The sequence below is a fragment of the Streptomyces sp. NPDC085900 genome, from assembly GCF_044540925.1.
GTDB lineage: Bacteria > Actinomycetota > Actinomycetes > Streptomycetales > Streptomycetaceae > Streptomyces > Streptomyces gilvifuscus.
In genome coordinates this window covers 35247-59180 of sequence record NZ_JBITSP010000018.1, presented here as the reverse complement: position 1 = coordinate 59180, position 23934 = coordinate 35247, and the positions used below count along the sequence as shown (strand labels likewise).

General features: G+C 70.1%; 26 protein-coding genes and 1 pseudogene. 10 read left to right on the top strand and 17 right to left on the bottom strand.

Features of this window, described 5'->3' with window-relative positions; translation table 11 throughout:
• The first annotated feature begins 26 nt into the window (after nucleotides 1-26).
• The 5 genes from folP (at nucleotide 27) to ACIGDI_RS40460 (ending at nucleotide 3289) form a co-directional block, all read left to right on the top strand.
• Entirely contained in the window at nucleotides 27-938 is a 912-nt protein-coding gene (gene folP, locus ACIGDI_RS40480) for a dihydropteroate synthase (RefSeq protein ID WP_272177481.1), read from the top strand.
• Nucleotides 935-1438 (top strand): nuclear transport factor 2 family protein, encoded by a 504-nt coding sequence (locus ACIGDI_RS40475; RefSeq protein WP_200699822.1) that lies wholly within the window; start codon nucleotides 935-937, stop codon nucleotides 1436-1438. Before folP ends, ACIGDI_RS40475 begins: the two co-directional genes overlap by 4 nt.
• Nucleotides 1439-1730: 292 nt before the next feature.
• On the top strand, nucleotides 1731-2090 hold the full coding sequence (folB, locus tag ACIGDI_RS40470) for a dihydroneopterin aldolase (protein ID WP_399907472.1): 360 nt from the start codon (nucleotides 1731-1733) through the stop codon (nucleotides 2088-2090).
• Nucleotides 2087-2698, top strand: coding sequence for a 2-amino-4-hydroxy-6-hydroxymethyldihydropteridine diphosphokinase (folK, locus tag ACIGDI_RS40465; protein WP_399907470.1), 612 nt, complete (start codon nucleotides 2087-2089; stop codon nucleotides 2696-2698). Before folB ends, folK begins: the two co-directional genes overlap by 4 nt.
• A 105-nt stretch (nucleotides 2699-2803) precedes the next feature.
• Nucleotides 2804-3289, top strand: coding sequence for a DUF3180 domain-containing protein (locus ACIGDI_RS40460; RefSeq protein WP_399907468.1), 486 nt, complete (start codon nucleotides 2804-2806; stop codon nucleotides 3287-3289).
• Between the two features lie 66 nt (nucleotides 3290-3355).
• Here the strand turns inward: ACIGDI_RS40460 and folE are convergent, their stop codons facing one another.
• The 6 genes from folE to dacB form a co-directional block, all read right to left on the bottom strand.
• Nucleotides 3356-3961 (bottom strand): GTP cyclohydrolase I FolE, encoded by a 606-nt coding sequence (gene folE / locus ACIGDI_RS40455; protein WP_399907466.1) that lies wholly within the window; start codon nucleotides 3959-3961, stop codon nucleotides 3356-3358.
• A 138-nt stretch (nucleotides 3962-4099) separates the two neighbouring features.
• Nucleotides 4100-6139, bottom strand: a complete 2040-nt coding sequence (ftsH, locus tag ACIGDI_RS40450; protein ID WP_200699826.1) for an ATP-dependent zinc metalloprotease FtsH — start codon at nucleotides 6137-6139, stop codon at nucleotides 4100-4102.
• A 219-nt stretch (nucleotides 6140-6358) separates the two neighbouring features.
• A complete protein-coding gene (gene hpt / locus ACIGDI_RS40445; protein WP_058924027.1) occupies nucleotides 6359-6919 on the bottom strand; it encodes a hypoxanthine phosphoribosyltransferase in 561 nt (186 codons plus the stop codon).
• Between the two features lie 70 nt (nucleotides 6920-6989).
• Nucleotides 6990-8081 carry a tRNA lysidine(34) synthetase TilS gene (tilS, locus tag ACIGDI_RS40440; protein WP_399907464.1) on the bottom strand — a complete coding sequence of 364 codons (1092 nt, stop codon included), beginning with the start codon at nucleotides 8079-8081 and terminating at the stop codon, nucleotides 6990-6992.
• A gap of 192 nt (nucleotides 8082-8273) precedes the next feature.
• Nucleotides 8274-9398 carry a zinc-dependent metalloprotease gene (locus ACIGDI_RS40435; RefSeq protein ID WP_399907462.1) on the bottom strand — a complete coding sequence of 375 codons (1125 nt, stop codon included), beginning with the start codon at nucleotides 9396-9398 and terminating at the stop codon, nucleotides 8274-8276.
• A gap of 111 nt (nucleotides 9399-9509) precedes the next feature.
• Nucleotides 9510-11195 (bottom strand): D-alanyl-D-alanine carboxypeptidase/D-alanyl-D-alanine-endopeptidase, encoded by a 1686-nt coding sequence (gene dacB, locus ACIGDI_RS40430; protein ID WP_399907460.1) that lies wholly within the window; start codon nucleotides 11193-11195, stop codon nucleotides 9510-9512.
• 79 nt (nucleotides 11196-11274) lie between these two features.
• On the opposite strand from dacB, the gene ACIGDI_RS40425 reads away from it, so the two are divergent.
• Nucleotides 11275-11766, top strand: a complete 492-nt coding sequence (locus ACIGDI_RS40425; RefSeq protein ID WP_007452023.1) for an inorganic diphosphatase — start codon at nucleotides 11275-11277, stop codon at nucleotides 11764-11766.
• 106 nt (nucleotides 11767-11872) lie between these two features.
• Nucleotides 11873-13534, top strand: a complete 1662-nt coding sequence (locus tag ACIGDI_RS40420) for a threonine/serine exporter ThrE family protein (RefSeq protein WP_399907458.1) — start codon at nucleotides 11873-11875, stop codon at nucleotides 13532-13534.
• Between the two features lie 17 nt (nucleotides 13535-13551).
• Here the strand turns inward: ACIGDI_RS40420 and ACIGDI_RS40415 are convergent, their stop codons facing one another.
• Nucleotides 13552-14478 (bottom strand): DedA family protein, encoded by a 927-nt coding sequence (locus ACIGDI_RS40415; protein WP_399907456.1) that lies wholly within the window; start codon nucleotides 14476-14478, stop codon nucleotides 13552-13554.
• Nucleotides 14479-14619: 141 nt separating this feature from the next.
• Between ACIGDI_RS40415 and ACIGDI_RS40410 the strand changes: the two genes are divergently transcribed.
• Nucleotides 14620-14985 carry a YbjQ family protein gene (locus tag ACIGDI_RS40410; protein ID WP_385244926.1) on the top strand — a complete coding sequence of 122 codons (366 nt, stop codon included), beginning with the start codon at nucleotides 14620-14622 and terminating at the stop codon, nucleotides 14983-14985.
• A gap of 21 nt (nucleotides 14986-15006) precedes the next feature.
• On the opposite strand, the gene ACIGDI_RS40405 is transcribed toward ACIGDI_RS40410, so the two are convergent.
• Nucleotides 15007-15816, bottom strand: a complete 810-nt coding sequence (locus tag ACIGDI_RS40405) for a MerR family transcriptional regulator (protein ID WP_399907453.1) — start codon at nucleotides 15814-15816, stop codon at nucleotides 15007-15009.
• Nucleotides 15817-15955: 139 nt separating this feature from the next.
• Here ACIGDI_RS40405 and ACIGDI_RS40400 point away from each other — a divergent pair, with 139 nt between their 5' ends.
• Nucleotides 15956-17356: a glutamate decarboxylase gene (locus ACIGDI_RS40400; RefSeq protein ID WP_399907451.1), complete on the top strand. Its 1401-nt coding sequence runs from the start codon at nucleotides 15956-15958 to the stop codon at nucleotides 17354-17356.
• On the opposite strand, the gene ACIGDI_RS40395 is transcribed toward ACIGDI_RS40400, so the two are convergent.
• The 4 genes from ACIGDI_RS40395 to ACIGDI_RS40380 form a co-directional block, all read right to left on the bottom strand.
• Nucleotides 17353-17988 (bottom strand): PadR family transcriptional regulator, encoded by a 636-nt coding sequence (locus tag ACIGDI_RS40395; RefSeq protein ID WP_399907449.1) that lies wholly within the window; start codon nucleotides 17986-17988, stop codon nucleotides 17353-17355. The genes ACIGDI_RS40400 and ACIGDI_RS40395 overlap by 4 nt on opposite strands.
• 25 nt (nucleotides 17989-18013) lie before the next feature.
• Nucleotides 18014-18562, bottom strand: coding sequence for a DinB family protein (locus ACIGDI_RS40390; protein WP_399907448.1), 549 nt, complete (start codon nucleotides 18560-18562; stop codon nucleotides 18014-18016).
• Nucleotides 18563-18679: 117 nt separating this feature from the next.
• On the bottom strand, nucleotides 18680-20140 hold the full coding sequence (locus ACIGDI_RS40385; protein WP_399907446.1) for an aldehyde dehydrogenase family protein: 1461 nt from the start codon (nucleotides 20138-20140) through the stop codon (nucleotides 18680-18682).
• A 123-nt stretch (nucleotides 20141-20263) separates the two neighbouring features.
• Nucleotides 20264-21088, bottom strand: a complete 825-nt coding sequence (locus tag ACIGDI_RS40380; protein WP_399907559.1) for a helix-turn-helix domain-containing protein — start codon at nucleotides 21086-21088, stop codon at nucleotides 20264-20266.
• Nucleotides 21089-21449: 361 nt separating this feature from the next.
• On the opposite strand from ACIGDI_RS40380, the gene ACIGDI_RS40375 reads away from it, so the two are divergent.
• A complete protein-coding gene (locus ACIGDI_RS40375; protein ID WP_399907444.1) occupies nucleotides 21450-21941 on the top strand; it encodes an ATP-binding protein in 492 nt (163 codons plus the stop codon).
• 77 nt (nucleotides 21942-22018) lie between these two features.
• On the opposite strand, the gene ACIGDI_RS40370 is transcribed toward ACIGDI_RS40375, so the two are convergent.
• The 5 genes and pseudogenes from ACIGDI_RS40370 to ACIGDI_RS40350 all read right to left on the bottom strand — a co-directional run.
• On the bottom strand, nucleotides 22019-22234 hold the full coding sequence (locus tag ACIGDI_RS40370) for a DUF397 domain-containing protein (protein ID WP_142154697.1): 216 nt from the start codon (nucleotides 22232-22234) through the stop codon (nucleotides 22019-22021).
• 172 nt (nucleotides 22235-22406) lie between these two features.
• On the bottom strand, nucleotides 22407-22877 hold the full coding sequence (locus tag ACIGDI_RS40365; RefSeq protein WP_399907442.1) for an SRPBCC domain-containing protein: 471 nt from the start codon (nucleotides 22875-22877) through the stop codon (nucleotides 22407-22409).
• The gene (locus tag ACIGDI_RS40360; protein WP_399907440.1) at nucleotides 22874-23227 is read right to left on the bottom strand and encodes an ArsR/SmtB family transcription factor; all 354 of its coding nucleotides are present in this window, start codon (nucleotides 23225-23227) and stop codon (nucleotides 22874-22876) included. The genes ACIGDI_RS40365 and ACIGDI_RS40360 overlap by 4 nt, the downstream gene beginning before the upstream one ends.
• Nucleotides 23228-23237: 10 nt before the next feature.
• Nucleotides 23238-23609, bottom strand: coding sequence for a VOC family protein (locus ACIGDI_RS40355; RefSeq protein WP_399907438.1), 372 nt, complete (start codon nucleotides 23607-23609; stop codon nucleotides 23238-23240).
• 64 nt (nucleotides 23610-23673) lie between these two features.
• A pseudogene (locus ACIGDI_RS40350) lies at nucleotides 23674-23805 on the bottom strand (hypothetical protein); the annotation flags it as partial.
• Nucleotides 23806-23934: the final 129 nt, after the last annotated feature.

Sequence of the window (23934 nt, the reverse complement as noted above, 5' to 3'; positions counted from 1 at the left end):
TCCGGTCCGGGGCCTACGCTGAACGTATGAGCAAGCAGAGCGGACGCGGGCGCGTCGCGGGCCTTCCCGAGTGGGACCGCTGCGCGGTCATGGGAGTCGTGAACGTCACCCCCGATTCCTTCTCCGACGGCGGCCGCTTCTTCGACACCACGGCCGCGGTCAAACACGGGCTGGAGCTGGTCGCCGAGGGCGCGGACCTGGTCGACGTCGGCGGTGAGTCCACCCGCCCGGGCGCCACCCGTGTCGACGAGGCCGAGGAACTCAGGCGCGTCATCCCCGTCGTGCGCGGCCTCGCCTCCGAGGGCGTCACCGTCTCCGTCGACACCATGCGCGCGTCCGTCGCCGAGCGGGCCCTCGCCGCCGGCGCCCGCCTCGTCAACGACGTCAGCGGCGGGCTCGCGGACCCCGCGATGATCCCCGTCGTCGCCGCCTCCGGCGCCCCCTTCGTCGTCATGCACTGGCGCGGCTTCCTGGAGGGCGGCAACGTCAAGGGCGCGTACGACGACGTCGTCACCGAGGTCGTCGACGAACTGCACGCGCGCGTGGAGGCCGTCCTGGCCGGCGGCATCGCCCCCGACCGCGTCGTCGTCGACCCCGGCCTGGGCTTCTCCAAGGACGCCGAACACGACCTCACCCTCCTGGCCCACCTCGACCGCCTGCTCGTGCTCGGCCACCCGCTCCTCGTCGCCGCCTCCCGCAAGCGGTTCCTCGGGCGCGTCCTCGCGGGGCCGGAGGGCGCGCCGCCGCCCGCGCGCGAGCGCGACGCCGCGACGGCCGCCGTCTCCGCGCTCGCGGCGCACGCCGGCGCGTGGGCGGTGCGCGTGCACGAGGTGCGCGCCACGGCGGACGCGGTACGGGTCGCGCGCGCCGTGGAGGAGGCGCGCACCGCCGAGCGCGCGCCCCACCCGACCGCCCCCGGCGCAGAGGGAGCCCGGTGAGCGCCCCCCACACCGACGTCGAGCAGGTCGAGGCGGCCAACACCGCCTTCTACGAGGCCCTGGAGCGCGGCGACTTCGAGGAGCTGTCCTCTTTCTGGCTCACCCCCGCCGACCTGGGCGTCGACGAGGAGTACCACGACCCGGCGGACGCCGGCGTGGTCTCCTGCGTGCACCCCGGCTGGCCGGTGCTGACCGGCCGCGGCGAGGTCCTGCGGTCGTACGCCCTGATCATGGCGAACACCGACTACATCCAGTTCTTCCTCACCGACGTGCATGTCTCCGTCACCGGCGACACCGCCCTGGTCACCTGCACGGAGAACATCCTCAGCGGCGGCCCCGCGCCCGAGGGCGGCGAGGAGCTCGGACCGCTCGTCGGCCAGCTGGTGGTCGCCACGAACGTGTTCCGCCGCACACCCGACGGCTGGAAGATGTGGTCGCACCACGCCTCCCCGGTTCTGTCCGAAAACGACGAGGCCGAGGACGAGGACACCCCCACCTGACGGGGTAGGCGACCCTCCGAGAAGACCCGCCGGCACCCTCACGGGTCACATCGGCACCCGCCGGGAGCAAGAAGTGGTTGGAATCACGACGTGCCGGGTAGGGGCGGCTACCAACCCGTGAGCCGCCGGGTTCCCCAGGGGAAACACACGATGAAACCTCCTGGTCCCGGCACTGGCTCGCGCCCCCGTGGCCGGGGCCTGTCAGTGTCCGCGGGTAGATTCGTTCGAGGCCGGTGTGCCGCCCGCACACGGCAGTGACCGGCCGTCACCGACGATTGCAGGAGTGATTCGCGTGGATCGTGTCGCGCTGCGCGGCCTGAAGGCCCGCGGGCACCACGGTGTGTTCCCCAAGGAACGCGAGGAGGGCCAGACCTTCATCGTGGACCTCGTCCTCGGGCTGGACACCCGGCCGGCCGCGGCCGACGACGACCTGACGAAGACCGTGCACTACGGCATCGTGGCGGAGGAGGTCGTGGCCGTCGTCGAGGGCGAGCCCGTCAATCTCATCGAGACGCTCGCCGAGCGCATCGCCCAGGCCTGTCTGAAGCACGACGGGGTCCAGGAGGTCGAGGTCCGCGTCCACAAGCCGGACGCGCCGATCACGGTCCCCTTCGACGACGTGACCGTCACCATCACCCGGAGCCGAGTATGACCGCGTTCTTCACCGAGGGTCACAGCGACCCGACCGTACAGCCGGTGCCCGCCTCCGTCGTGCAGCAGGTGGACGCCGCCGACACCACCCTGCACAACCCGAAACGCGCCGTGATCTCCCTCGGCTCGAACCTCGGCAACCGCCTGGAGACCCTCCAGGGCGCCATCGACGCCCTGGAGGACACCCCGGGCGTCCGGGTCAAGGCCGTGTCGCGGGTGTACGAGACGGAGCCGTGGGGCGTCGAGCCGGGCAGCCAGCCCTCGTACTTCAACGCGGTGGTGCTGCTGAAGACCACCCTGCCCCCGTCCTCGCTCCTGGAGCGGGCCCACGCGGTCGAGGAGGCCTTCCACCGTGTACGGGACGAGCGCTGGGGCGCGCGCACCCTCGACGTCGACATCGTCGCGTACGACGGTGTCCTCTCCGACGACCCGCTGCTGACCCTTCCGCACCCCCGCGCCCACGAACGCGGCTTCGTCCTCGCCCCCTGGCACGACGTCGACCCCGACGCGCAGCTGCCCGGCCGCGGCCCGGTCGCCGGCCTCCTGGACACCGTCACCCGGCACGGCGTGGAGCCCCGTGAGGACCTGGAACTCCACCTGCCCGAGTAGTCGTTAAGGTCAAGACGACAAAGCCGGGACGACCACCGTCCGCGGGCGCGGGACGACCACGGTCCACGGGTTGGGCCCGTCAACCGGGGGAGCTGAAGGGACACCGTGAGAGAGCTGCGCATCAGGGTGCTGGCCGGCGTGTTCGTCGTGGCCGCAGTCCTGTCCTGGGCGGGCGCCCGCCTCTGGAACTCGATCGGGACGCTCCCCAGCGTCCCCTTGGCCGCCCCCATCGTCCTCGCACTGATCGCCGTGGTCCTGATGGCCACGGCGCTCTCGATCCGCGGCCGCCTCAAGGCCCAGCGCGAGCGCCGGCCCGAGGCCAAGGGCGTCGACCCCCTGATGGCGGCCCGCGCGGTCGTCTTCGGCCAGGCCAGCGCGCTGGTCGCGGCCCTGGTCGCCGGCATGTACGGCGGCACCGGTGTGTTCCTGCTGGAGCTCCTGGACATCCCGGCCCGCCGCGACCAGGCCATCTACGCCGGCTTCTCGGTCGTGGCGGGCATCGCGGTCATAGCGGCGGCCATCTTCCTGGAGCGCGTGTGCAAGCTCCCGGACGACGACGAGACCGACAACGGCGCGGCCTCTCCGGCCTGACGGCCGAGACACCGACGCCCGGGCCGACACCGACACCCACACCGCGCCGAAGTGCCCCGACGGGCCCTACTTCGCCATGATCAGGCTCATGGCCTCGTTGCGGGTGGCGGGATCGCGCAGCTGCCCGCGCACCGCCGACGTTATGGTCTTGGCGCCGGGCTTGCGGACACCGCGCATGGACATGCACATGTGCTCGCACTCGACGACCACGATCACACCGCGCGGCTCCAGGATCTTCATCAGCGAGTCGGCGATCTGCGTGGTGAGACGTTCCTGCACCTGCGGACGGCGGGCGTAGACGTCCACCAGCCGGGCCAGCTTCGACAGCCCCGTGATCTTGCCGTCCGCCGACGGGATGTACCCGACGTGGGCGACGCCGACGAACGGCACGAGGTGGTGCTCGCAGGAGCTGAGCACCTCGATGTCCTTCACCAGGACCATCTCGTCGTGCCCCAGGTCGAACGTCGTCGTCAGCACGTCCTCGGGCTTCTGCCACAGCCCCGCGAAGATCTCCCTGTACGCCCGCGCCACCCGGGCCGGCGTCTCCTTGAGGCCCTCCCGGTCCGGGTCCTCTCCGACCGCGATCAGCAGCTCACGGACGGCGTTCTCGGCACGCTTCTCGTCGAACTCGCCGATGGTGCCTTCGCCGTCCAGCGTCACGGGGTCGGTCATGTGGATTCTCGTTCCTGTGCGGGTCACGCGTGCGGGTCACGCGCCTCGTCTGCGGCCTGGCTGAAAACGCCGCGCCCCCCAGGCTAAACCTGGGGGGCGCGCACAGCCATTCCGGTCCCGAGGGACGGAAGGACCAGGTCAGCTCTCGGGTCGGTCCTCCGGGACCGCCTCGGTCGCCGGAGCGTGCTCCGTCGCCGTCGACTTGGCGGTGGAGATCGCCGGGGTCGCGCCGTTGGCACCGTTGGTCAGTGCGAGCTCCCTGGGGGAGAGCACCGGCGGGCGGGTGGACGGCGTGCGCCGCGAGGAACCGGTCCAGGCGGGCCGGGGCGGACGCTTGACGATGGGGGCGAAGATCTCGGCGATCTCCTCCTTGTTCAGCGTCTCCTTCTCCAGCAGCTGGAGCACCAGGTTGTCGAGGACGTCGCGGTTCTCGACCAGGATCTCCCAGGCCTCGTTGTGCGCGTTCTCGATGAGCTTCTTGACTTCCTCGTCCACCAGCGCGGCGACCTCTTCCGAGTAGTCGCGCTGGTGAGCCATCTCACGTCCGAGGAAGGGCTCGGTGTTGTCGCCGCCGAACTTGATGGCGCCCAGCCGCTCGGTCATGCCGTACTGGGTGACCATCGCGCGGGCCGTGGCGGTGGCCTTCTCGATGTCGTTGGCCGCGCCCGTGGTCGGGTCGTGGAAGACCAGTTCCTCGGCCGCCCGGCCGCCCAGCATGTAGGCGAGCTGGTCGAGCATCTCGTTGCGGGTGGTCGAGTACTTGTCCTCGTCCGGGAGCACCATCGTGTAGCCCAGCGCACGGCCGCGGCTCAGGATGGTGATCTTGTGGACCGGGTCGGAGTTCGGGGAAGCAGCCGCGACCAGGGCGTGTCCGCCCTCGTGGTACGCGGTGATCTTCTTCTCCTTGTCCGACATGATCCGGGTCCGCTTCTGCGGGCCCGCGACCACACGGTCGATGGCCTCGTCGAGCATCGAGTTGTCGATGAGCTTGCGGTCGCTGCGGGCCGTGAGCAGAGCCGCCTCGTTGAGGACGTTGCTCAGGTCCGCACCGGTGAAGCCCGGAGTACGGCGGGCGACCGCCGCGAGGTCGACGTCGGGCGCGACCGGCTTGCCCTTCTGGTGAACCTTGAGGATCTCCAGACGGCCCTGCAGGTCCGGCGGGTCGACCGCGATCTGGCGGTCGAAGCGGCCGGGGCGCAGCAGCGCCGGGTCGAGGATGTCCGGACGGTTGGTGGCCGCGATGAGAATCACACCACCCTTGACGTCGAAGCCGTCCATCTCGACGAGCAGCTGGTTCAGCGTCTGCTCGCGCTCGTCGTGACCGCCGCCGAGGCCGGCGCCGCGGTGGCGGCCGACCGCGTCGATCTCGTCGACGAAGACGATCGCCGGGGCGTTCGCCTTGGCCTGCTCGAACAGGTCACGGACTCGGGAGGCACCGACACCGACGAACATCTCGACGAAGTCGGAACCGGAGATCGAGTAGAACGGGACCCCCGCCTCACCGGCGACGGCACGCGCGAGCAGCGTCTTGCCGGTACCGGGGCGGCCGTAGAGCAGCACGCCCTTGGGGATCTTGGCGCCGACCGCCTGGAACTTCGCCGGCTCCTGCAGGAACTCCTTGATCTCGTGGAGTTCCTCGACGGCCTCGTCACAGCCCGCGACGTCGGAGAACGTCGTCTTCGGCGTGTCCTTGGTGATCAGCTTGGCCTTGGACTTCCCGAAGTTCATGACCCGGGAGCCGCCGCCCTGCATCTGATTCATCAGGAACAGGAAGACGACCACGATCAGAACGAAGGGAAGCAGAGAGAGCAGGATGCCCAGGAAGGGGTTCTGCTTGGACGGCGACACGGTGTAGCCGTCGGGGATCTGCTTGTCCTGGTATTTGGTCTGCAGCGTGTTGGCGATGGCCACGCCCTGGTCGCCGATGTAGCTCGCCTGGATCTTCGAGCTGCCCTCGACCTTTTCGCCTGACTTGAGCTGGACCTTGACGGTCTGCTCGTCACCGGTGGTCAGCTTGGCCGATTCCACCTTGTTGTCGTTGATCGCTGCGACGACCTGGCCGGTGTCCACCGTCTTGTAGCCGCCGGACGAACCGACGACCTGCATCAACACGACCACGGCAAGGACGGCCAGCACGATCCACATGACCGGCCCACGGAAGTATCGCTTCACGTCCATCCATACGGAGCGATGTCGCCCCGTCCCTCCTGCCATAGTGAGTTTGATAAGACAGTTCTTCTGACGGTACCCCAGCATTGTCGCCCGAAGCCGCACGGGCGGGCTGGCAAACCCGTCTGCATGCTCCAACGGCGCGAAACCCGCTGGGGTTCCCGATCGTCCTACAAAGACGGCTCTCTTGGCCGCAAGCGCGGCCCCAAGAGTGGCCCCAGGGGCCGGTCAGCCCCCGTAGACGTGGGGCGCGAGCGTACCCACGAACGGGAGGTTGCGGTACTTCTCGGCGTAGTCGAGGCCGTAGCCCACGACGAATTCGTTGGGAATGTCGAAACCCACCCACTCGACGTCGATGGCCACCTTGGCGGCGTCCGGCTTGCGCAGCAGGGTGCAGATCTTCAGGGACTCGGGCTCGCGGGAGCCGAGGTTGTTGATCAGCCAGGACAGCGTCAGCCCGGAGTCGATGATGTCCTCGACGATCAGGACGTGCTTGCCCTTGATGTCGGTGTCGAGGTCCTTGAGGATCCGCACCACTCCGGAGGACTGGGTGCCCGCGCCGTACGACGACACGGCCATCCAGTCCATGGTGACGGGGGTGGACAGCGCCCGCGCGAGGTCGGCCATGACCATCACCGCGCCCTTGAGGACACCGACGATGAGCAGGTCCTTGCCCGCGTACTCCGCGTCGATCTTCGCGGCCAGCTCGGCCAGTTTCGCGTCGATCTCTTCCTTGGTGATGAGCACCTGCTGGAGGTCGGCACCCATGTCTTTCGCGTCCACCCGCATCACTTTCGGTCGTCCCACCGGCTGCCCGAGCCCCGGGAGGGGTCCGGATTCCCTGCAAAGGGGATGAGATTCAGCCTTGCCGAATCACCAGTCTGCCACCCTGGCGCTGGGCGACGACTTTGCCGGGCAGGTTGATGACCCCTTGGCCGCGCCAGCCGGTGATCAGCCGGTCGACTTCCTCGATGTGGCGGGCGAACAGGGAACCCGCGGGAGCACCGGCCTCGATGGCGGCCTGGCGCAGGATGCGGCGGCGCACGGCGGGCGGCAGGGCGTAGAGCTTGGCGCACTCCAGCAGACCGGCGGCGTCCCGTACGGAGGCCTCGGCCTGGCGCGCCCAGGTGTCGAGGGCGTCCGCGTCGTCGCGGGAGAGCTGGGCCGTCCGGGCGAGAGCCTCGACGACACCCTTGCCGAGCGCCTTCTCCAGGGCGGGCAGGCCCTCGTGGCGCAGCCGGGAGCGGGTGTAGGCGGGGTCGGCGTTGTGGGGGTCGTCCCAGACGGGCAGGGACTGGACCATGCAGGCCTTGCGGGCGGTCTGCCGGTCGAGCTGGAGGAAGGGGCGGCGGTAACGGCCGCCGGCCCCCGAGACCGCGGCCATTCCGGACAGGGAGCGGATGCCGGAGCCGCGGGCGAGGCCGAGCAGGACGGTTTCGGCCTGGTCGTCGCGGGTGTGGCCGAGCAGGATCGCGTCGGCGCCGTGGCGGGCGGCGGCGGCGTCGAGGGCGGCGTAGCGGGCGTCGCGGGCGGCGGCTTCCGGGCCGCCTTCGCGGCCGACGGTCACGGCGACGGAGTCGACCGGGTCGAGGCCCAACTCGCGCAGGCGCAGGGCGACTTCCTCGGCGCGCAGGTCGGAGCCGGGCTGCAGGCCGTGGTCCACGGTGACGCCGCCGGCGCGGATGCCGAGCTTGGGGGCCTCGAAGGCGAGGGCGGAGGCGAGGGCCATCGAGTCGGCGCCGCCGGAGCAGGCCACGAGCACGAGCGGCGCGGACCGGGGCTCGTGCGAGCGCTGCTCGGCGACCACGGCCCGCCCGGAGGCGGCAGATGCCCCGGAGACGCCGGAAGACCCCGAGGCCGCGGACGGCTCGGAGCTCAAGTCGTTGAGGATGTCGTGTAGGACGCGGCGGACCGCCAGGCGTATCGCCGCGACCGCAGGATGGGGACCCATGTCCGGTTCCCTTCATGAAGTTTTCGGGGGGTGAACCCGAGGCCGGTCACTCAGAGTGTGTAGATGGTGACAGAACCGGGGCGTTCCCCGAGCATCGCACGCCTACCCATGGCTCACGGTCCCTCGGACGGGTGATTGGAGGGGCGTTCGCCTGCCGTCGGCCGGATTCGTCTCACGACCTTTCCACGACGCTCACGACTCGCTCTTGCGGTGCACCCGCGCGACCCAGTCCGCCGGTTTGGCGATCTCCGTCTTCGTGGGGAGGGTGTTGGGAGACGTCCACACACGGTTGAAGCCGTCCATGCCGACCTCCTCGACGACGGCCCGTACGAACCGCTCGCCGTCCCGGTACTGCCTGAGCTTGGCGTCCAGGCCGAGCAGCTTGCGCAGGGCGATGTCCAGCCGCGAGGCGCCCTTGGCGCGGCGCTGCTGGAACTTCTCGCGGATCTCGGAGACGGTCGGCACGACGTCCGGGCCCACACCGTCCATCACGAAGTCGGCGTGGCCCTCCAGCAGGGACATCACGGCGGTGAGCCGCCCGAGGATCTCCCGCTGGGCGGGGGTCTGCACGATCTCCACGAAGGACCGGCCGCCGTCGTCCTCCTCGCCCTCCGGGCGTCCCCCGGCGAGCGACTGGGCGGCCTCCCGGACGCGCTCCAGGACGGTCATGGGGTCGACGTCGGTCTCCCCCAGAAAAGACTGGATCTCGCCCTCGAGGTGGTCGCGCAGCCAGGGCACCGCGGTGAACTGCGTGCGGTGCGTCTCCTCGTGCAGACAGACCCACAGGCGGAAGTCGTGGGGCTCGACGTCGAGTTCGCGCTCCACGTGCACGATGTTGGGCGCCACCAGGAGCAGCCGGCCGCCGCCGTTCTCGCCGGCCGGGAGGTCGCGGGTGGACGGGGCGAAGGTCTCGTACTGGCCGAGGACGCGGGAGGCCAGGAAGGACAGCAGCATGCCCAGTTCGACGCCGGTGACCTTGCCGCCGACCGCGCCCAGGACCGCTCCGCCCGGCGTGTTGCTGCGCCGCTCCTGCATCTTGTCCAGCAGCGGCTTGAGGATCTCCCGGAAGCCGGCGACGTTCGCCCTCACCCAGCCGGGGCGATCGACGACGAGGACCGGGGTGTCGTGCGTCTCCTCCGTCCCCAGACGGGTGAAGCCCCGCACGTGTTGCTCCGAGGCCTTGGCATGCCGACGCAGTTCCGCGACGACCGCTCGGGCCTCGTCGCGGCTCACGTCGGGGCCCGGCCTCACGAGCCGGGTCGCGGTCGCGACCGCGAGATTCCAGTCGACCATCTCGGCACCACCGATGCTCGTCATGCGTCAACCGTACGTGAGCGGCTCCTCTTCGGGCAGGGCGTGACGGTCGGCCGGGTGGCCCGTGCTGCTGGGTCGACCGGCGGTGCGGCCGGGGTGCGTGGGTTCGCGCCGTCAGCGGCAGCCGCACGCCGCCAGCGCCGTGGCGGTCCGGTCCAGTGCCGACTGCGCCGCCGTCGGGCTGGTGGTGTCCGACGCCAGGAACGCGAACGCCAGCAGGCGGCCGTCCTGGTCCACGACCGTTCCCGCCAGGGTGTTCACGCCGGTCAGCGTGCCCGTCTTCGCCCGTACGACGCCTGCCGCGCCGTCCGCGTAGCGGCCGGTCAGGGTGCCGGTGAACCCGGCCACCGGGAGGCCGGTGAGGATCGGGCGGAGTTCGGGGTGGGCGGGGGCGCCCGCCTTCGCCAGCAGGGCCGTCAGGAGGTCCGCCGTGAGCCGGTCGTCGCGGTTCAGGCCGCTGCCGTCGTGGAACCGGGCGCCGCGCAACGGCAGTCCGAGCTTCTTCAGCTCGGCGGCGATCGCGCCGGCGCCGCCGTCGAAGCTCGCCCGGCCGCCCGTCGCCACCGCCGTCTGGCGGGCCAGGGCCTCGGCGATGTCGTTGTCGGAGTTGGTCAGCATGCGTTCGACCAGCGCCGAGAGCGGGGGCGAGGAGACGGCGGCCAGCGACTGCGCGCGCGTGGTCGCCTTGGACGGCCCCGGAGACGTCGTCCTGATCCCCCGCGCGGCCAGGAAGCCGGCGAACTTCGCCGCCGCGTCCGCCGCCGGGTTTGTCACGCGCGGGGCGGGGCCGCCGGCGGAGTCGTCCGTGCGGCCCTCGTCGGCCATGAGGGCGCTGACGGGGGCGAGGTTGTCGTTGACGCCGATGGGGTGCAGGTCGGGGCCGGTGTAGAGGGTGGTGTCGTAGGAGAGCGTCACCTTGGACAGGCCGCGCTTCTTCAGGGCCTTCGCGGTGGCGGCGGCCAGGTCGCGCAGGCTCGCCCAGCCCTGCGCGTCCTTGTGGGCCGTCAGGGTCGGGTCGCCGCCCCCGATCAGGACGAGTTCCCCGGTGTCGGGCTCCAGGGCGGTGCGGGTGGTGAGGCGGTGGTCCCCGCCCATCGCCGACAGGGCCGCGACGGCCGTGGCGATCTTCGTCGTGGAGGCGGGGGTGAGGGCGTCGTCGGCTCCGGTGCCGTACAGGCGCTTGCCGGTGGTGACGTCGACGACGGCCGCGGTGCGGTGGCCGCCGAGGGCCGGGTCCCCGAGGAGGGGGCCGAGGACGTCGGCGAGGGCCGGCCCGTTCGGGGCCGACTTCACGGTGTTCGTGGAGCCGCCGAGACCCACCAGGACCGACGCCGCGCTCGGCGCGGGACGGGGCGCCCCCGCCGCCGTATCGGACGATCCGGATGTATCGGTATTACGGCCGTGATCTGCGCCACCCGTGCGTTCCAGGGCGACCGCGCGGTCGCGCTCGGCCGTACGCTGACCGTTGGCGTCCCAGGGGCCGGCGGCGGTCACCACCCCACTGGCCAGCACCAGCCCGAGGGTCGTCGCGCCTGCTGTGTACTGCCAGGTCTTGACCGATCGCGGACGCGGAGCCCGCAGTGCCGCGAGTCGTGGACCCACGGCCCGTCGCGCTCGCGCGAGTCGCGGCTTCGCGACGGCCACGGCTCGTTCGAGACGTGGCCGTGCGGCGTTCGTGGCTCGTTCGAGCTGTGGGCGTACGGTCCCGGCGGCCCGTGCCAGACGTGGTCGTACGGCGTTCGCGGCCCGCGCCACGTGCGGTCTCGCGGCCCGCCAAGGCCTCAGTTCAGGCACGACCACCAGCCCCTTTCGCGATCACACACCTGCGTGAGGGACACTTAACCACCAGAACTATGTGTTGATCATGGAGGAGCCACCGGTGGAGTTCGACGTCACGATCGAGATCCCGAAGGGTTCGCGGAACAAGTACGAGGTGGACCACGAGACCGGTCGGATCCGCCTGGACCGTCGACTCTTCACTTCGACCGCCTACCCGACCGACTACGGCTTCGTCGAGAACACCCTCGGCGAGGACGGCGACCCGCTGGACGCGCTCGTCATCCTGGACGAGCCGACGTTCCCGGGCTGTCTGATCCGCTGCCGCGCGATCGGCATGTTCCGGATGACGGACGAGGCCGGCGGCGACGACAAGCTGCTGTGCGTCCCGTCGACGGACCCGCGCGTGGAGCACCTGCGTGACATTCACCACGTGTCGGAGTTCGACCGGCTGGAGATCCAGCACTTCTTCGAGGTCTACAAGGACCTCGAGCCCGGCAAGTCCGTCGAGGGCGCCGACTGGGTGGGCCGTACGGACGCCGAGGCCGAGATCGAGCGTTCCTACAAGCGCTTCAAGGACCAGGGCGGCCACTGAGCCCCCAGAAGTGCTCTCGGGCCGCACGCGTACGCGTGCGGCCCGTTTGTCATGCTGTGCGCATACTGGGCATTGCCGTACGCGTCGTACAGGGAGCGTTACTCACGTGACGGAGGCGGAGGACCGCAAGCCGCAGTCGGACGAGGCCAGGGGCACGTTCGATCCCGAGATCACATCCGAGTTCGCGATTCCCGCGGGCTTCGTCGCCCCCAGAGTCGCCGTCGAGCCGGAGACCACCTCCGAGTTCGCCGTCCCGGACGGGCTGGAGGTCCCGCAGCCGCCCGGTGCGGACTCCGAGGGGTCGGCGTTCAGCATGCCGAGCACCTACAGCTCCAAGCAGGCCCCCGTCGCCTTCACCCCGGCCACCGGCGTGCCGGTCGTCAGCCTGACCAAGGACGTGCCCTGGCAGGACCGGATGCGCACCATGCTGCGCATGCCGGTGGCCGAGCGGCCCGCGCCGGAGCCCCCGCCCAGGGTGGAGGACGGCGGCCCCGCCGTCCCGCGCGTGCTCGACCTGACCCTGCGTATCGGCGAGCTGCTGCTGGCGGGCGGCGAGGGCGCGGAGGACGTCGAGGCCGCGATGTTCGCGGTGTGCCGGTCCTATGGGCTGGACCGCTGCGAGCCGAACGTCACCTTCACGCTGCTGTCGATCTCCTACCAGCCGTCCCTGGTCGACGACCCGGTGACCGCGTCGCGGACCGTGCGGCGCCGGGCCACCGACTACACGCGGCTGGCGGCCGTCTACCGGCTGGTGGACGACCTCAGCGACCAGGAGACCCACATCTCCCTGGAGGAGGCCTACCGCCGGCTGGCGGAGATCCGCCGCAACCGGCACCCGTACCCCACGTGGGTGCTGACCGGCGCGAGCGGCCTGCTCGCCGGGGCGGCCTCCGTGCTCGTCGGCGGTGACCTGGTCGTGTTCCTCGCGGCCATGCTGGGCGCGATGCTCGGCGACCGGCTCGCGTGGCTGTGCGCGGGGCGCGGGCTGCCGGAGTTCTACCAGTTCACCGTCGCCGCGATGCCGCCGGCCGCCATAGGGGTCGCGCTGACCGTCGCCCACGTGGACGTGAAGGCGTCCGCGGTCATCACCGGTGGGCTGTTCGCGCTGTTGCCGGGGCGGGCCCTGGTGGCGGGCGTGCAGGACGGGCTGACCGGGTTCTACATCACCGCGTCGGCGCGCCTGCTGGAGGTCGTCTACCTGTTCGTCGGCATCGTCACGGGCGTGCTGGTCGTCCTGTACTTCGGGGTGAACCTGGGCGCCAAGCTCAACCCCGACGCGGCCCTGCGGATCGCCGAGCGGCCGCTGTGGCAGATCACCGCCTCGATGCTGCTGTCGCTGACGTTCGCGGTGCTGTTGCAGCAGGAGCGCTCGACGGTGCTGTGGGTGACGCTGAACGGCGGCGTGGCGTGGTGCGTGTACGGCGCGCTGCGCTATCCCGGCAACCTGTCACCGGTCGCCTCGACAGCTGTGGCGGCGGGGCTCGTCGGGCTGTTCGGGCAGCTGCTGTCGCGCTACCGGTTCGCGTCCGCCCTGCCGTACACAACGGCGGCGATCGGGCCGCTGCTGCCGGGTTCCTCGACGTACTTCGGGCTGTTGTCGATCGCGCAGAACGACGTCGACAAGGGGCTGGTGTCGTTGGCCACGGCCGCCTCGCTCGCCATGGCCATCGCCATCGGGGTCAACCTCGGGTCGGAGATCTCGCGGCTGTTCCTGCGGATCGGCTCCGCGGAGAAGCGGCGGGCCGCGAAGCGGACGCGGGGTTTCTGAGGTTCCGTTACGCCGGCTCAGTAGCCCTGGTTCTGGTTGTCGTACGGGTACTGCCCGCCGCCGTACGGCTGCTGCTGCGGGTACGGCTCCTGGGGGTACTGCTGCGGGTACCGCTGGTCCGGGTATCGCTGGTCCGGGTACTGGGGCTGCACGTACTGCTGGTTCTGGTCGTACGGCTGCTGGTACGGCTGCTGCTGGTACTGCTGGGAGTGGTCCTGGTCCGCCGACGGGATGCGGCGCAGCTGGGTCGTCGCGTCGTCCATGACGACCGGGAAGGGCTGCGTCTGCTCCTGGACGGGCTCGGACGCCTCGGGCGCGGCGTTCCGCTTCTTGGAGCGGGCCCGCAGGAACTCGATGATGATCGGGACCACCGAGACGAGGACGATCAGGATCAGGATCGCCTCGATGTTGTTCTTGACGAAGTCGATCTTGCCGAGCCAGGAGCCGAGCAGGGTGACGCCGGCGCCCCACAGGACACCACCGATGACGTTGAAGGTCAGGAACGAGCGGTACTTCATGCCGCTGACGCCGGCGATGATCGGCGTGAACGTGCGCACGATGGGCACGAAGCGGGCCAGGACCAGGGACTTGGGGCCGTACTTCTCGAAGAACTCGTGCGCCTTGACCACGTTCTCCTGCTTGAACAGGCGGGAGTCGGGGCGGTTGAACAGGGACGGGCCGACCTTCTTGCCGAACATGTAGCCCGCCTGGTCGCCGAGGATCGCGGCGACGCAGATCAGCGCGATCGCTCCCCACAGGGGGAAGTTCAGCTGGTTCGAGGTGATCAGCAGACCGCAGGTGAACAGCAGCGAGTCGCCGGGCAGGAAGAAACCGATGAGCAGGCCGGACTCGGCGAAGACGATGAGGAGCAGGCCCCAGATGCCGAACGTGTCGAGGAGGTAGTTCGGATCCAGCCAGCTCGGGCCGAGGGCAAGCGTCGTCACGGTTCCGGGCTCCTGAGGGGTGGGGAGAGGTACGGCGTCCCTGTGCGGGCGCTCAAAGCTATCAACGTTGTGTGTCCGCCCCAGGTTCCACCGGTGTCTCCAGGATGCACTGTGTGCCGATTGGGAGAAAGCTGTGAGGTCATGGGAATCGATGAATACGGCGGCGGCCAGGAGCCTCGCCCGGACGTACTGGTCGTCACGACGAACGACGTGCCCGGCCACCGGGTCGTGGAGGTCCTCGGCGAGGTCTTCGGGCTGACGGTCCGGTCCCGGCACGTGGGCAGCCAGATCGGGGCGGGACTGAAGTCGATGGTCGGCGGTGAGCTGCGGGGGCTGACCAAGACGCTCGTGCAGACCCGGAACCAGGCCATGGAGCGGCTGGTGGAGCAGGCACGCGCGCGTGGTGCGAACGCGGTGCTGATGTTCCGCTTCGACGTCACCGAGGCGGCGGGCGTGGGCACGGAGGTGTGCGCGTACGGCACAGCGGTCGTCCTGGCCCGGGAGTGATCCCCCGGGCCGGGACGACGGTCACGCCTCGTGGCGGGCGGCGTTCGCCGTGATCGCGTCCCTGAGGTGCTCGGCGAGGCCGGGGTGCATGGCGTCGTAGTACGCCTTGAAGCGCTCGTCGGAGACGTACATCTCCGCGAAGCACTTGTGCATGGCGTACGAGACCTCGAAGAACCAGCGGCTGACGTGCTGCCGGTGTTCCTCGGCCAGTGCCATCGCCGCCTCGCCGGTCGCCGGGGCGCCGTCGGCGACCAGGGCCGCGTACCGCTCGCTCCAGTCGTCGACCTCGGCCTGCAGGCGCTGCCAGTCCGCCTTGGTGTAGGTCGCGGCCCGGCGCTGCGACTCCGCGTACGCCTCGGTGCCGCCCCAGCGTGCCTCGGCCTCCTCGGCGTACTGGTCGGGGTCCTTGTCCCCGAAGACCTCGAAGCGCTCCTCGGGGGTGAGGTTGATGCCCATCTTGCGTGCCTCCATGGCGTGCTCCACGGCCTCGGCCATCTTCTGCAGCTTCTCGATCCGGGCGGTCAGCAGCTCGTGCTGGCGGCGTAGGTGCGCGCGCGGGTCCGTGTCCGGGTCGTCGAGCAGGGCCGCGACCTCCTCGAGCGGGAAGCCGAGCTCCCGGTAGAACAGGATCTGCTGCAGCCGGTCGAGGTCGGCCTCGCTGTAGCGCCGGTGGCCCGCGTGGCTGCGCTCGCTCGGGACGAGCAGCCCGATGGCGTCGTAGTGGTGCAGCGTGCGCACCGTGACGCCGGCGAAGCCCGCGACTTCTCCGACCGGGTAGCCGTCCCGTCCTGACCAGTGGCTCACTTCGTCCGCTCCCTTCTGGGTACGCACTCCACGGTGGCTCCTCACGTCGCGTGAGGTGCAAGCCCGATTCTCCCGGGATGTTCGGGCGCACAGGCCCGCCTGGGGTGGGCGGGGGAACTCCGCTCCGACGGCACTCGTTGATCGGCTGAGGCGAGGAGGCACTTCCATGGCGCTCCACAAAGGTCCCGACCAGCCCGACGAGCGCGCGCTGTCCGTCAACCCCTTCTTCGGCGAGGCGAATCCGGTCGGCGGCATGACCGAGGCCCCGCCCCGGCACCGGCTGCCGGACGCGCCCATGGCGCCGACGGCCGCCTACCAGCTGGTGCACGACGAGTTGATGCTGGACGGCAACTCCCGGCTGAACCTGGCCACTTTCGTCACCACCTGGATGGAGCCGCAGGCCGGCGTCCTGATGGCGGAGTGCCGGGACAAGAACATGATCGACAAGGACGAGTACCCGCGCACGGCCGAGTTGGAGCGGCGCTGCGTGGCGATGCTGGCCGATCTGTGGAACGCGCCGGACCCGTCGGCCGCCGTGGGCTGTTCGACGACCGGTTCGAGCGAGGCGTGCATGCTCGCCGGCATCGCGCTCAAGCGCCGCTGGAGCCGCCGGAATCCGGCGCCGGGCGCCCGGCCCAACCTGGTCATGGGCGTCAACGTCCAGGTCTGCTGGGAGAAGTTCTGCAACTTCTGGGAGGTGGAGGCCCGCCAAGTCCCCATGGAGGGCGACCGGTTCCACCTCGACCCACAGGCCGCGGCCGAGCTGTGCGACGAGAACACCATCGGCGTCGTCGGCATCCTCGGATCCACCTTCGACGGCTCCTACGAACCCGTCGCCGACCTCTGCGCGGCCCTCGACGCCCTGCAGGAGCGCACGGGCCTGGACGTCCCGGTGCACGTCGACGCCGCGTCCGGCGGCATGATCGCGCCCTTCCTCGACGAGGACCTGGTGTGGGACTTCCGCCTCCCGCGCGTGGCGTCCATCAACACCTCGGGGCACAAGTACGGGCTGGTCTACCCGGGCGTCGGCTGGGCGCTGTGGCGCGACAAGGAGGCGCTGCCCGAAGAACTCGTCTTCCGCGTCAACTATCTGGGCGGCGACATGCCGACCTTCGCCCTGAACTTCTCCCGGCCCGGCGCCCAGGTGGTCGCCCAGTACTACACGTTCCTGCGGCTCGGGCGGGAGGGCTACCGCGTCGTGCAGCAGACGACGCGCGACGTGGCCCGCTCCATCGCCGAGCGGGTTGCGGCGCTCGGCGACTTCCGGCTGCTGACCCGGGGCGACGAGCTACCGGTCTTCGCCTTCACGACGGCGCCGGGGGTGGAGTCGTACGACGTCTTCGACGTCTCCCGGCGGCTGCGCGAGCGCGGCTGGCTGGTGCCCGCGTACACCTTCCCGCCCCACCGCGAGGATCTGTCGGTGCTGCGGATCGTGTGCCGCAACGGCTTCTCGGCGGACCTGGCCGACCTGTTCGTGGAGGACCTGACCCGCCTGCTGCCGGAACTGCGCCGGCAGCCGCACCCGTTCACCCGGGACAAGGAGGCGGCGACCGGCTTCCACCACTAGGGTCCGGCGGTCCGCTCCCCCGTCGCGTACGGGTTCTCCTGCCCGTCCAGGAGGACGCCGACGAACGGCTCGCCCTCCCCGGTGAAGGTGTGGGCGCCGCCCTCGATCCGGCCGATCAGCCCCTGGGTCCACTCGGCCTCGGCGTCGGCCGTGTGGACCCAGAGGTTCATGATCTCGCCGATGTGGCCGAGCTGTTCGGGCCCGCCCTCGGGGACGTAGTGCTCGGTGACGTTCGTGCGCCACTCCTCGATGCGCCGGATGCGCTCCTTCAGCAGGGACACCACCTCGGCGCGCGGCAGGTCGACCATGAAGCCGATGGCCGCCGACTTCACGTCCATCTTCTGGTCGTAGGCGGTCAGCGCCTCGCGCAGCAGCCGGAGGAACTCCTCGGTGCCCCTGTCGGTGATCTCGTACTCCGTGCGCGGGGGACCGCCGGCCGTGGACGGGGCGATCTCGTGCGCGTGCAGAAGCCCCTGCTTCGCCATCTGCTTCAGGGCGTGGTAGATCGAGCCGGGCTTGGCGTTGGACCACTCGTGCGCGCCCCAGTACTCCAGGTCGTTGCGCACCTGGTAGCCGTGGGCCCGCCCGTGCTGGCGGACCGCGCCGAGCACCAGGAGACGGATCGCTGACATGGGGCCAGCGTAGGACCCCGCAAGGTCACCCCCAGCTCTTGCCCTGCTCCAGGGCGACCAGCTCGAACGCCGTCTTGCCGTCCAGCGACTCCCGGATGATGTCGGCGTGGCCCGCGTGCCGGGCGATCTCGCGGATGAGGTGCAGGCAGAGCCAGCGCACCGAGACGCGGGCGTCCGGCGGGAACCACGGGTCGTTCGGGAGCGGGAAGGTGTCGTCCAGGCTGGGCACCGAGCGGACGTAGGCCTCGGTCTCGGCGGCGACCTTCTCCCAGTACGCGAGCTGGGACTCGACGGTCTCGCCGTCCATCAGCCGGAAGGTCTCGTGCCAGTTGGACTGGTCGCGCCGGATCGCCGGCGGCTCCTGCTTGGCGCGCGCGATCCAGCCCTGCTCGACCTCTGCGACGTGCTTGAGCAGACCGGACAGCGACAGCTCGCTCGCGCTGGGGCGGGACGCCGCCTGCTCCTCCGTCAGCCCGAGCAGCGCCCTGCGGATGCCGCCGCGCTGCTCCTCGATGTACGCGAGCAGCGCTCCCCGCTCGTCGCCCTTCGCCTCCGCGGGAACGTGAGTGACCATGAGGGCCGCCTTTCGCCGGTGGCAGGAGGTCCGTCCCCCTGCCGACACCGACGAAGCTACGGGCCATCGAGGACAGCTACTGTCCTCGATGGCCCGCGGCGACGAAACCTGCCGGGCCTAGAAGGGGAACCCGCTCCTTCCATGCTGCACCGAAATCCACTTCAGCGTCGTGAAGGAGTCGATCGTGGTCTCGCCGTTCAGACGGCCGACGCCGGAGCTCTTCTCGCCGCCGAACGGCACCAGCGGCTCGTCGTGGACCGTGCCGTCGTTCACGTGGAACATGCCGGTGTCGATCTGCTTGGCGAAGTTCACGCCGCGCTCGATGTCACCGGTGTGCACGGCGCCGCTCAGGCCGTACGGCGTGTCGTTGACGATGCGCACCGCCTCCTCCTCGCCGTCGAAGGGGATGAGGAAGGCGACCGGGCCGAAGACCTCCTGGCGCAGCAGGGCCGAGTCGGCGGGGACGCCGGTCAGGACGGACGGCTCGACCAGGTTCTCGGTGGTCGTGCCGCGCAGCAGTACCGTCGCGCCCTCGGCGATGGCCTGCTCGACGGTGCCCGTGAGGGCCTCCGCCTGCGAGGAGTTGATGACCGGGCCGATGACGGTCTGCGGGTCGCTCGGGTCGCCGACCTTGAGCGTCTTGACCTTGGCGACGAACTTCTCGGTGAACTCGTCGGCGATCGAGCGGTCCACCAGTACGCGGTTGGCGGCCATGCAGACCTGGCCCTGGTGGACGTAGCGGCTGAAGACCGCCGCGTCGACCGCGTAGTCGAGGTCGGCGTCGTCGAGGACCACGATGGCGCTGTTGCCGCCGAGTTCGAGGACCGAGCGCTTGAAGTGCGAGGCGCAGACGGTGGCCACGTGGCGGCCGACCTTGTCGGAGCCGGTGAAGGAGATGACCTTCGGCACCGGGTGCTCGATGAAGGCGTCGCCGATCTCGGCGATGTCGGTGATCACGACGTTGAGGAGACCGCCCGGGAGACCCGCGTCCTCGAAGATCTTCGCGACCAGCGAGCCGCCGGTGATCGGGGTGTTCTGGTGGGGCTTGAGGACCACGGCGTTGCCGAGCGCCAGGGCGGGGGCGACCGACTTGATCGACAGCAGGAAGGGGAAGTTGAAGGGGCTGATCACGCCGACCACGCCGACCGGGACCCGGTAGAGGCGGTTCTCCTTGCCGTCCACCGGCGAGGGAAGGATCCTGCCCTCGGGCCGCAGCGCCCACTGGATCGACTCGCGCAGGAACTCCTTGGCGAGGTGGAGCTCGAAGCCGGCCTTCAGACGCGTGCCGCCGAGCTCGGCGATGATCACCTCGGTGATCTCCTGCTCGCGCTCCTCGATCAGGCGCAGCGCCTTCTCGAAGACGGCGCGGCGGGCGTACGGATTGGTCGCGGCCCACTTCTTCTGCGCACGGGCGGCCGCCCGGTAGGCCTCATCCACCTCGTCGACCGTGGCGATGGTGATGGACGCGAGCTTCTCGCCGTCGTACGGGTTGAAGTCGATGATGTCCCAGGAGCCCGTGCCCGGGCGCCACTCACCGTCGATGTACTGCTGGGCCAGGTCGGTGAAGTACGACGACATGTGATCCCCAAATCACTAGCAGACACACGATCAACGTCACGGTCTGATCTGGTGTCATCGTACTTGTGACACAAGTGAGTTGGGGACGGTGAGCGAAGTTCTGGGGAGAACCGGGGCAGATCCCTAGGAAAGCTGGAGGAGACCCCGTAGAAGGTCCCGGCTCTCGTCCGGTCCGGGGCTGTCCTGCTGGAGTTCCTTGAGGGCCTTCTCGTACTGGGCCACGTCCTCGGCCTTGTCCAGGTAGAGCGCGCTGGTGAGCTGCTCCAGGTAGACGACGTCCGTCAGATCCGACTCCGTGAAGGACAGGATCGTGAACGCGCCGCTCTCGCCGGAGTGGCCGCCGAAGCTGAACGGCATGATCTGCAGCCGCACGTTCGGATGCTCGGAGACGTCGATCAGGTGCTGGAGCTGACCGCGCATCACCTCGCGGTCGCCGTAAGGGCGTCGCAGGGCGGCCTCGTCGAGCACGATGTGGAAGTCGGGCGCGTTCTCGGAGACGAGGTACTTCTGCCGCTCCAGGCGCACCGCCACCCGCTTCTCGACCTCGGCCTCGCTCGCTCCCTTCATGCCGCGCCGGACGACGGCACGTGCGTACTCCTCGGTCTGCAGCAGCCCGTGGACGAACTGCACCTCGTACGCGCGGATGAGGGAGGCGGCGCCCTCCAGGCCCACATAGGTGGGGAACCAGCTCGGCAGGACGTCGGAGTAGCTGTGCCACCAACCCGCCACGTTGGCCTCCCGGGCGAGGGAGATGAGTTGGGTGCGCTCCGCCTCGTCGGTGATGCCGTACAGCGTCAACAGGTCTTCCACGTCACGCGTCTTGAAGCTCACCCGGCCCAGCTCCATCCGGCTGATCTTCGACTCCGAGGCGCGGATCGAGTAACCCGCGGCCTCGCGCGTGATCCCCCGCGCCTCGCGCAGTCGCCTCAGTTGCGAGCCGAGCAGCATGCGCCGCACCACCGATCCGGGCTCTCCCACGCTCACGTTCGCCAGCCTCCCCAACCGCCTTCAGGGGCCGCAGTCTGCCACTAAATCACTCCGAGCAGTACTCGTCCGATTACAGAGAAGCAAAGAACCCAAAGATTCTGCACAGGAAGAGGGAGGGAGTTGGCAAGTACGGGGAGAGAAGATGGCGGAAAAAATGGCCAACAAGCGGTACGGGAACGTCCAATTCGGTCACGTGCACGTGCATCTGCACCTTGCATCTGCACCACACATCCGAAACCATGGTCTCGCGCAACCGCTGCATCGTGCACGCTTGGACCGCGAATTCCCGGGAGTGCCTCGCATGGGGACGAATGGATCGACCATGCTCGAGCCGTTACGGCAGGGCCTTCCGCCGCTGGACATCGCGGCCGTGTCCAACGCCGCCTCCTGCGCCCTTCCCGCCCGCTACGAAGCGGTGCGCGAAGCGAGGGGCTTCACCCGCAGAACGCTGGACCAGTGGGAGATAGGCGACCGCTTCGACGACGTCTGCCTGGTGGTCTCCGAACTCGTCACCAACGCGCTGCGGCACGCCCTGCCGGCCGGTGCGGTGCGTTCCGCGGAGCCGACCCCCTGTGTACGGCTGCACCTGCTGCGCTGGACCGAGCGGCTGGTGTGCGCGGTGCGCGACCCCAGCCAGGACACCCCGGTCGAGCGCGAGACGGAGGACTTCTCGGCGGAGTCCGGGCGCGGACTGTTCCTGGTCGACTCCTTCGCCGACGGCTGGGGCTGGCACCCGCTCGCGGGCACACTCGGCGGCAAGGTCGTCTGGGCGCTGTTCCAACTGCCCGAGCCTCACTCGGAGTTGGCCGAGTGAGGCACCGCGGCGTTTTCTGAGGCCACTGTTCTACGCGCGTCGCGGGACCCGGCCCCGACCGTCACCGACGGCAGGGGTCAGCCCACGAGGTGGTCGAACTCCCCGTCCTTGATGCCCAGGAGCATCGCCTCGATCTCCGCCCGCGTGTAGACGAGCGCGGGCCCGTCGGGAAAGCGGGAGTTGCGCACGGCCACGTCACCGCCGGGCAGCCGGGCGAACTCCACGCAGGAACCCTGCGAGTTGCTGTGCCGACTCTTCTGCCAGGCCACCCCGTTCAGCTCCGTGGCTGCCATGCCGTTGTACACGTCGCGGTCCACAGGTCGCTCCCCGGTGGTGCGGTGGCCCTGGGGCCATTGATGCAATGGTCAACTGCTCGGGATCATAGCTCTGTTCACGTGCAGATGCATGAGCAAATGCACGTGCACGGGGGGTGTTCCTGTGGTTACGGATGTGAAGTGCGAGGTGCTACATCCGTTCCAGCGCCTGCCCCAGGCTCGGCATCACATGCGCCCTCCAGCCCCCGCCCATGATCGTGCGGGCCATCAGCTGGGCGGGATCGTCCGGGTCGAATCCCTCGTGCACAAGGAAGAGACGCGTTCCGCGGCCTTCCTGTTCCAGTGTCCACGTGATGGTCCAGTCCGCCGGGTTGGCCGGATCGGCGTCCGCCCAGCGGAGCGAGAGCATCCGCTCGACGTCGTACTCGAGAACCATCACGTCGACGACGCCCGAGAAGTTCACGTTGGGCCGGGGTACGGAGGTCAGGCGGTAGCGGTGACCGACCTCCAGCCGGAAGTGCTCGCTTCCCTGCATCTGCCACTGCACGAGCAGCGCGGGGTCGGTCAGGGCCCGCCAGACCTTGGCGGGCGGGTGCGGGAAGAAGCGGTCGACGCGGACGACGGTGAGGTCGTCGTCGGGCTCGGCCTCGGGGCCGGTCATGCCGGATCACCGTCGGGCATGCGGTCCAGGAGGTCGCCGAGGTCGTTCAGGCGCTCGCGCCAGAAGCGCTCGTAGGGATGGAGCCAGTCCTGCACGTCGGCGAGCGGGGCCGCCTCCAGGCGGTAGATGCGCCGGCGGCCCGAGCGCTGCTCGGAGACCAGGCCGGCCTCGCGCAGCACCCTGAGGTGCTCCGACAGGCTCGGGCGGCGCATGTCGAAGTGGTCGGCCAGTGTTTGCACCGGCTGCGGTCCGCCGTCGCGGAGGAGCCGCAGCACCTCGCGGCGGGTGGCGTTGGCGAGCGCGGCGAAGACGCGGTCCGCGTCCGCCTCGACGGCCCCGGCTGCGGTCATCCCGGCCTTCCTAGTGGTGTGCCTCCGTGAGCAGCATCAGACCGTTGCCGTCGGGGTCCGCGAAGGAGGCCATGCGGCCCCAGGGCTGGTCGCCGGGCCCGGTGACCGGAATTCCGGCCTGGGCGAGCCGGGCGCAGTCCGCGTCGACATCGGTCGTCACCAACATGATCCCCCGTGCCGAGCCGGGCTCGAAGCCACCCATGCCGGGGCCGGCGAGCGTGAAGACGGTCTGGGCGCCCTTGGGGGCCACCTGGAGCCAGCGCCCCTGCGGCAGGTCCAGGTCGGCGGCGACCTCGAAGCCGAGGACGTCCGTGTAGAAGCGCAGGGCACGGTCCTGGTCGGAGACGGGGAGGGTCACGAAGGAGGCGTGGGTGATGTGCATGGCAGCACGATAGGTAGGCGATTCCCTACGCGTAAACCGTAGGGAATCGCCTACGTATGCTGCTTCACCAGCGGCAGTACGAGGCCCTCCGGTCGCAGTAGGGCAGCAGTGCCGTCTCCCGGGCGTTCTTGATCGCACGGGTCAGCAGGCGCTGCTGCCGGGCGGTGGCACGGATGACGCGACGGCTGCGGATCTGTCACCGCGGGCCCGTGAGAGGTCTGGTGAATCTCACAGCCGCTCCCCATGGGACGGAGGGAGGTCCCTGATAGCTTGCTGCGGGCGTCGTGGCCAGTCGGCCGGGCGTCCGGCCACCGCCCGCTACAGC

Coding starts and splice junctions, on each gene's coding strand:
- folP (WP_272177481.1), top strand. CDS start 27: ATGAGCAAGCAGAGCGGACGCGGGCGCGTCGCGGGCCTTCCCGAGTGG.
- folK (WP_399907470.1), top strand. CDS start 2,087: ATGACCGCGTTCTTCACCGAGGGTCACAGCGACCCGACCGTACAGCCG.
- folE (WP_399907466.1), bottom strand. CDS start 3,961: ATGACCGACCCCGTGACGCTGGACGGCGAAGGCACCATCGGCGAGTTC.
- ftsH (WP_200699826.1), bottom strand. CDS start 6,139: ATGGACGTGAAGCGATACTTCCGTGGGCCGGTCATGTGGATCGTGCTG.
- hpt (WP_058924027.1), bottom strand. CDS start 6,919: ATGCGGGTGGACGCGAAAGACATGGGTGCCGACCTCCAGCAGGTGCTC.
- tilS (WP_399907464.1), bottom strand. CDS start 8,081: ATGGGTCCCCATCCTGCGGTCGCGGCGATACGCCTGGCGGTCCGCCGC.
- ACIGDI_RS40435 (WP_399907462.1), bottom strand. CDS start 9,398: ATGACGAGCATCGGTGGTGCCGAGATGGTCGACTGGAATCTCGCGGTC.
- ACIGDI_RS40410 (WP_385244926.1), top strand. CDS start 14,620: ATGGGAATCGATGAATACGGCGGCGGCCAGGAGCCTCGCCCGGACGTA.
- ACIGDI_RS40400 (WP_399907451.1), top strand. CDS start 15,956: ATGGCGCTCCACAAAGGTCCCGACCAGCCCGACGAGCGCGCGCTGTCC.
- ACIGDI_RS40395 (WP_399907449.1), bottom strand. CDS start 17,988: ATGTCAGCGATCCGTCTCCTGGTGCTCGGCGCGGTCCGCCAGCACGGG.
- ACIGDI_RS40390 (WP_399907448.1), bottom strand. CDS start 18,562: ATGGTCACTCACGTTCCCGCGGAGGCGAAGGGCGACGAGCGGGGAGCG.
- ACIGDI_RS40385 (WP_399907446.1), bottom strand. CDS start 20,140: ATGTCGTCGTACTTCACCGACCTGGCCCAGCAGTACATCGACGGTGAG.
- ACIGDI_RS40380 (WP_399907559.1), bottom strand. CDS start 21,088: ATGCTGCTCGGCTCGCAACTGAGGCGACTGCGCGAGGCGCGGGGGATC.
- ACIGDI_RS40375 (WP_399907444.1), top strand. CDS start 21,450: ATGCTCGAGCCGTTACGGCAGGGCCTTCCGCCGCTGGACATCGCGGCC.
- ACIGDI_RS40370 (WP_142154697.1), bottom strand. CDS start 22,234: ATGGCAGCCACGGAGCTGAACGGGGTGGCCTGGCAGAAGAGTCGGCAC.
- ACIGDI_RS40365 (WP_399907442.1), bottom strand. CDS start 22,877: ATGACCGGCCCCGAGGCCGAGCCCGACGACGACCTCACCGTCGTCCGC.
- ACIGDI_RS40360 (WP_399907440.1), bottom strand. CDS start 23,227: ATGACCGCAGCCGGGGCCGTCGAGGCGGACGCGGACCGCGTCTTCGCC.
- ACIGDI_RS40355 (WP_399907438.1), bottom strand. CDS start 23,609: ATGCACATCACCCACGCCTCCTTCGTGACCCTCCCCGTCTCCGACCAG.